The following is a 5,761-nucleotide window of genomic DNA, read 5'->3' as shown; positions in this document are numbered from 1 at the left end:
CTTCAGTCGATATCTTTGTTGACTGGCACTCCGCTTTCGCGAGCAAGCCCGCTCCCACATTCGTTATGCAGTGTTACTTGAACCCCAGTTGCCGCCAGCCTTCGTAAACCGCGACGGCCACGGTGTTGGACAGGTTCAGGCTGCGGCAGCCCTCGCGCATCGGCAAACGCAGGCGATGGCCGTCGGGCAGGGCGTCGAGTACGTCCGCCGGCAGGCCTCGGCTTTCGGGGCCGAACAGGAAGGCGTCGCCCTCGGCGAAGCTGGCATCATGGAACGGCCGCGAGCCCTTGGTGGTGAACGCGAACAGCCGTGGGTGGCCCAGGCTTTCGAGGCAGCTGGCGAGGTCGGGATGGCGCTGCAAGGTGGCGTACTCGTGGTAGTCCAGCCCGGCGCGACGCAGGCGCTTGTCGTCCATGTCGAAGCCCAGCGGTTCGATCAAATGCAGGTGGCAGCCACTGTTGGCGCACAGCCTGATAACGTTGCCGGTATTCGGCGGAATTTCTGGTTGAAAAAGGATGACGTGAAACATGCACGGCTCCGAAGGCAAAGATGCGCTGCATTCTACCCCCGAAGACGACCCAAGGCCGAAGCTATTGCCCAGGGTCATGGGCTCATTGGCGATTGTCGGCTTGATGGTGGGTTTGATGATCGGCCGCCTGACCACCCCCGACCCGGTCGAGCTGCAACAGGTTGAGACCGCTGCGGATGGCGTGGTGGTGTGGTTCAACAGCGAACCCAAGCTGCACGGCGAGCATATCGACGGCACCGTGGCGCTGCTGTTTGACGCGCAGGGCAAGGCCGCCGGCGGGCAACTCAAGGTGAATGACAAGGACGTGAATTGGCGAGTCCGCAAGACCGATGGCGGCTTGCTGCTGAACCTGGTGGCGGCTCGGCCATTGCGTGGGGAGTGGAAGGGCGAGGAGGCTGATGGCCGCTGGCGGCTGGAGATCCATCTCCGGGAGGAATAAAAGAGGGAATCCCCGGCCTGCCTGTACCAAGGTCCCCAAAACGGGCTGGAGCTATGCGCGCTGTGCCGCATAAGCCCCGGGTGTAAAGAAGGGAGTTCCCGGCCTGCCTGTACCAGGGCTCCCAAAACGGGGTGAAGCTGCAACGAGCTTCGGTGTTAAAGAGGGAGTCCCCGGCCTGCCTGTACCGAGGTTCCCCAAAGCGTGTGGAGCGCGACGCGGTTCGCATCAAGCACCCCGGATGTAAAGAGGGGATTCTCGGCCTGCCTGTACCAAGGTCCCCGAAACTGGGTAGTACTGGGTTATTGCAGGGCGCGTGCCAGAGTTTGCAATTTGTGCCAAAAAATCACGCCATAAAGCGCAAAGCCCCGGACTACGGGGCTTTGGTGTTTTTGGCGATGCATTTTTTGTTAATGATTTGGTCGTTTCAGGCGTTGGAGCTGTGCCCGATGCCGGTTCATGGTGCATTGAAGCGGTGCACGTTCTGAAGCCTGTGGAGATCCAAACGTGCAGGAGATTCAAATGTGGGAGGGGGCTCGCCCCCGATAGCAGTGTGTCAGTCAGCGGTTGTGTGGCTGATACACCGCAATCGGGGGCAAGCCCCCTCCCACATTAGGTTTCATTGGATGAAAAGGCTGTGATCAGCCCTCATCACCCTCGTCGTCATCCCCGCCATCGACCTTCATGCCCAACTCCTTGATCTTGCGCGTCAAGGTATTGCGCCCCCAGCCCAGCAACACAGCGGCGTCGCGGCGGCGGCCGGCGGTGTGCTTCAGGGCGGTTTCGATCATGATCCGCTCAAACGCCGGCACGGCGCTGTCCAGCAGGTTCGATTGGCCGCGTGCCAGGGCCTGGTCGGCCCACTGGCGCAGCGCCTGCTCCCAGTTGGTCACCGGGGCCGAATCCTGCGGCAGGCTCAGCAGCTCTGGTGGCAAGTCGCTGATATGCACTTCGCGGCCGGACGCCATCACGGTGATCCAGCGGCAGGTGTTCTCCAGCTGGCGCACGTTGCCGGGCCATGGCAGGTTCTTCAGGTATTCCTCGGTCTCGCTCTTCAGCAGCTTCGGCTCGACGGCCAACTCCTGGGCGGCGCGGCTGAGGAAGTGGCGGGCGAGGGTCGGGATGTCTTCGCGACGGTCCGACATACGTGGGATGTGGATGCGGATCACGTTCAGACGGTGAAACAAGTCTTCACGGAATTTGCCCGCATGCACCAGGGTTTCGAGGTTCTGGTGGGTCGCGGCGATGATGCGCACGTCGACCTTGACCGGCGTGTGCCCGCCGACGCGGTAGAACTCGCCGTCGGCCAGTACGCGCAGCAGGCGGGTTTGGGTATCCGCCGGCATGTCGCCGATTTCATCGAGGAACAGCGTGCCGCCGTCGGCCTGCTCAAAGCGCCCGCGACGCAGGTTGGCCGCGCCGGTGAACGCGCCTTTTTCATGGCCGAACAGCTCGGACTCCATCAGGTCCTTTGGAATCGCCGCCATGTTCAGTGCGATAAACGGCGAGGCCGCCCGTGGGCTGTGACGGTGCAGAGCGTGGGCCACCAGCTCTTTACCGGTACCCGACTCGCCGTTGATCAGCACGGTGATGTTGGAGTGGCTCAAGCGCCCGATGGCGCGAAACACTTCCTGCATCGCCGGCGCTTCGCCGATGATTTCCGGGGTACGGGTCAGTGCCGGTGGGGCTTCCTGGTTCTGTTGTTCCTGGGCGTGCTGGTTGGCGCGCTTGACCAGCGCCACCGCCTCGTCCACGTCGAACGGCTTGGGCAGGTATTCAAAGGCGCCGCCCTGGTAGGACGCGACAGCGCTGTCCAGGTCCGAGTGCGCCGTCATGATGATTACCGGCAAGCGCGGGTGCTGCTCGCGAATCCGCGCCAGCAAGTCCAGGCCGCTGGCGCCGGGCATGCGGATATCGGAAATGATCACGTCAGGCTGCTGACGCGCCAGGCGGCTCATCACCCCGTCGGCGCTGTCGAAGCTCTGGGTGGTCATGCCTTCCTGTTGCAAGGCTTTCTCGAGGACCCAGCGGATAGAACGGTCGTCATCGACGATCCAGACAGTTTCACTACGGCTCATGTCGATGGGGCTCCTTGTTCCAGAGGCAGAAAGATCGAGAACGTGGTGTGGCCGGGATGGCTCTCACATTCGATCAGACCCTGGTGCTGGCTGATGATGTTCTGGGTAATGGCCAGGCCCAGCCCGGTACCGTCCGGGCGGCCACTGACCATGGGAAAGAAAATGGTTTCCTGCAGTTCCGCCGGAATGCCCGGCCCGTTGTCGATGATTTCGACCTTGGTCACCAGGCGATGGCGCACATGGCCAATCGTGAACTGGCGCAGGGCGCGCGTGCGCAGGCTGATGCGACCCAGGCGCAGCTCATTCTGGCTGCTGATGGCCTGCATGGCGTTGCGCACGATATTGAGCACCGCCTGGATCATCTGTTCGCGGTCGATCAACACGTCGGGAATGCTCGGGTCGTAGTCGCGCACCAGGGTGATGCAGCCCTGGCTTTCGGCCTCGACCAAGTGGCAAACGCGTTCGAGCACCTCGTGCACGTTGGTCATCGCCAGCGACGGCAGCTTGTTGGAACCGAGCATGCGGTCCACCAGGTTACGCAGGCGGTCGGCCTCCTCGATGATGACGTTGGTGTAGTCCTTGAGGTTCTCGTCCGGCAGCTCCCGGGCCAGCAGCTGCGCCGCGCCGCGAATACCGCCGAGGGGGTTCTTGATCTCGTGGGCGAGGCCGCGCACCAGCATCTTGCTGGTTTCCTGCTTGGACAGCTGCGCTTCTTCCTTAGTGATGCGCAGCAGGCGGTCGCGCGGGTGCACTTCGAGCAACAGCAAGGTAGCGCCATTGCTCAGGATCGGGGTCACGGCGTAGTCGACGGTCAGGGTCTGGCCGGTCAGCGCGGTGAGCATCGCTTCGCGCTTGGTAAACGGGTGTGCCTGCTCCACCGCCTGGCGCAATGAGCTCAAGGCTTCGGCCGACTCGGTGAACAATTCGCTGATGAACTGCCCATGGCTGCGCTGGCCGCTGATGGCCAGGAGCATTTCCGCCGCCGGGTTCATGTACTCAAGACGCAGGTCGTCATTGAGCAGGATGGTCGCGGTGGTCAGGTTGTCGAGTAACAAACGGTGCAGTGCATCGCTGATGGTCATCAGGACCTCTTTTGGAGCAAGGCGCGGGCTTGAGGCACACGCTGATACAAGGAAAATGCAAAAACCAAACCAAGGCTCCGAAAAGAAGCGTTAAACCACTGAAATAGGGGTTTAAGGCGCGAAACTGTGGCGTTCTGCCAGCTTGATCGGGAAGTTTCGAACCAAAATGGGCCGGGCAGGTGGGAAGTGTGCAGTGTCTCGCACCAATATAGTGCGGATTTGGCCTGACTGTTCAGGAAAGCTCGAAACGGCTTTCCTGCCAGTGAGTCAGGCAGGGAATGGTTGTGTGAAGTCGGCTGGGTTCAGGAGGTTTTTCTGGGTGTGGTTTTTCGATTGTTGAGGCACGGCGTGATGACCTCACGCAGGCCGCCGCTGTCATGGGGCAGCACGAATTCGGCGGTCAAAGGCGCATCGCCTGGGAGCGCGGAAGGCAGTTTTATCTTGATCACTTGGCCGCCCATATCAGCGCTGATCCACTCGCGCAGCTCTCGGCGATTGGCGGGCATTGTGAATTTGAACAGCACGCCATGTTGATGCGTGGGCTCGGCACTGTAATAGCCGTTTACGCGGTAAGTATGGGGGGGAAGTGCGCCGGTCGTCAGGTTGAGGGGGCCGGTTGATCGAGCGTCAGGGCCTTCATAGATGTTGGGGTTGAAGCGCAGTTCATCCGTATGGGTATAAAACGAGATTATCGGGCGCAGAGGGGTGCGATAGCAGGCGACGTGCAGGATTGCGATGCTGGTCTCGTCAGCGTGGGCAGCCACGCCGTCAATTCGTGCGCTGATCATTTTGCTGTCTCGGTAGGGCGCCTCCACCGTCCAGGAGGTGGGCTCGAAGTCGTTGGTTGGCGGGGTGGCGCTTACGTCTGCTCCGCTCAACGGGCTGAGCATCAGCGTCAGCGAACACAGGGATTTGCAGGTGGGATTCATCGCAAAGTACGTCGGCGGGTGGCGGCTAGACGCTGCATCCTAGTGGCGCAGCTACCCGGGATATGTAAGCCATTTCCGCTATTTGGCGATGATGCGGGAAAGGGCCTGCAACGAACAGGCCCTGGTCCGTCAGGGTGTATAGACACACAGTTCGGCCGTGGCGCGGGCCATGGCGATTTGGATCAACGGGTCGTTTCGTGGCTCGTGTACGGCCAGTGCCAACCACTGCGGACACTGCGGATTGCTGCGTTCGGGGCTGAAGTCCGCCAGTTGCTGCAGCAGGCGTTTTTGCAGTTGGTCCAGTTGGGGACGGATCTTTCCGGCCAGATCAGGGCGTGGGGTATCGGGTGCCTTGCCTTGAAACTGCCAGTCGGACAGCCGGGTGTATTGCACCAGTTTGTTCGCTTCGATCTGGGCGCTGAAGAACTGCTCCGCTGCGTCTGGCGCCACTTTATAGTCGGGCGCCTGGGCTCTTGCGCTGGCGATCACATCGCGTTCCCGTGGGCGGTCTTCCACGGCCTTGTGGCTGTCCCATTTGCTCAGCGCGACCTGGTCGGCGATGGCCAGGCGTTCGGCGATGCTGGTGAGCAGTGGGGCGAGGGTGGCTGGGGGTGCAGCGCTGGCCGTGGCGCTGACGAACAACAGGGCGAACGCAAATTGAAACTTCAATGAAGGTCTCCTTGTGGGAGCGGGCTTGCTCGCGAATG

6 protein-coding genes are annotated in these 5,761 nt (G+C 61.7%); 1 reads left to right on the top strand and 5 read right to left on the bottom strand.

Features of this window, described 5'->3' with window-relative positions; translation table 11 throughout:
* Positions 1-73: 73 nt before the first annotated feature.
* Entirely contained in the window at positions 74-529 is a 456-nt protein-coding gene (locus tag WBR57_RS11850) for a tRNA (cytidine(34)-2'-O)-methyltransferase (RefSeq protein WP_424083987.1), read from the bottom strand.
* Between WBR57_RS11850 and WBR57_RS11845 the strand changes: the two genes are divergently transcribed.
* The gene (locus tag WBR57_RS11845; RefSeq protein WP_424083986.1) at positions 528-968 is read left to right on the top strand and encodes a hypothetical protein; all 441 of its coding nucleotides are present in this window, start codon (positions 528-530) and stop codon (positions 966-968) included. The two genes, WBR57_RS11850 and WBR57_RS11845, sit on opposite strands and share 2 nt — an antisense overlap.
* A gap of 638 nt (positions 969-1,606) precedes the next feature.
* On the opposite strand, the gene ntrC is transcribed toward WBR57_RS11845, so the two are convergent.
* The 4 genes from ntrC to WBR57_RS11825 form a co-directional block, all read right to left on the bottom strand.
* Positions 1,607-3,043 carry a nitrogen regulation protein NR(I) gene (gene ntrC / locus WBR57_RS11840; RefSeq protein ID WP_003218003.1) on the bottom strand — a complete coding sequence of 479 codons (1,437 nt, stop codon included), beginning with the start codon at positions 3,041-3,043 and terminating at the stop codon, positions 1,607-1,609.
* Entirely contained in the window at positions 3,040-4,125 is a 1,086-nt protein-coding gene (glnL, locus tag WBR57_RS11835) for a nitrogen regulation protein NR(II) (protein WP_032890142.1), read from the bottom strand. Before glnL ends, ntrC begins: the two co-directional genes overlap by 4 nt.
* 302 nt (positions 4,126-4,427) lie before the next feature.
* Complete coding sequence (locus tag WBR57_RS11830) at positions 4,428-5,054, bottom strand: hypothetical protein (protein WP_424083985.1); 627 nt, start codon at positions 5,052-5,054, stop codon at positions 4,428-4,430.
* A gap of 129 nt (positions 5,055-5,183) precedes the next feature.
* Positions 5,184-5,723: a chorismate mutase gene (locus WBR57_RS11825; RefSeq protein WP_424083984.1), complete on the bottom strand. Its 540-nt coding sequence runs from the start codon at positions 5,721-5,723 to the stop codon at positions 5,184-5,186.
* Positions 5,724-5,761: the final 38 nt, after the last annotated feature.

The organism is Pseudomonas sp. (assembly GCF_049590575.1).
Lineage (GTDB): Bacteria > Pseudomonadota > Gammaproteobacteria > Pseudomonadales > Pseudomonadaceae > Aquipseudomonas.
The sequence above is the reverse complement of the archived record's forward strand: the minus strand, read 5'-3'. Positions and strand labels throughout refer to the sequence as shown.

Excerpts from the sequence above, each read along its gene's own strand:
- glnL (WP_032890142.1), bottom strand. The coding sequence starts at position 4,125 with ATGACCATCAGCGATGCACTGCACCGTTTGTTACTCGACAACCTGACC.
- WBR57_RS11845 (WP_424083986.1), top strand. The coding sequence starts at position 528 with ATGCACGGCTCCGAAGGCAAAGATGCGCTGCATTCTACCCCCGAAGAC.
- WBR57_RS11830 (WP_424083985.1), bottom strand. The coding sequence starts at position 5,054 with ATGAATCCCACCTGCAAATCCCTGTGTTCGCTGACGCTGATGCTCAGC.
- WBR57_RS11850 (WP_424083987.1), bottom strand. The coding sequence starts at position 529 with ATGTTTCACGTCATCCTTTTTCAACCAGAAATTCCGCCGAATACCGGC.
- ntrC (WP_003218003.1), bottom strand. The coding sequence starts at position 3,043 with ATGAGCCGTAGTGAAACTGTCTGGATCGTCGATGACGACCGTTCTATC.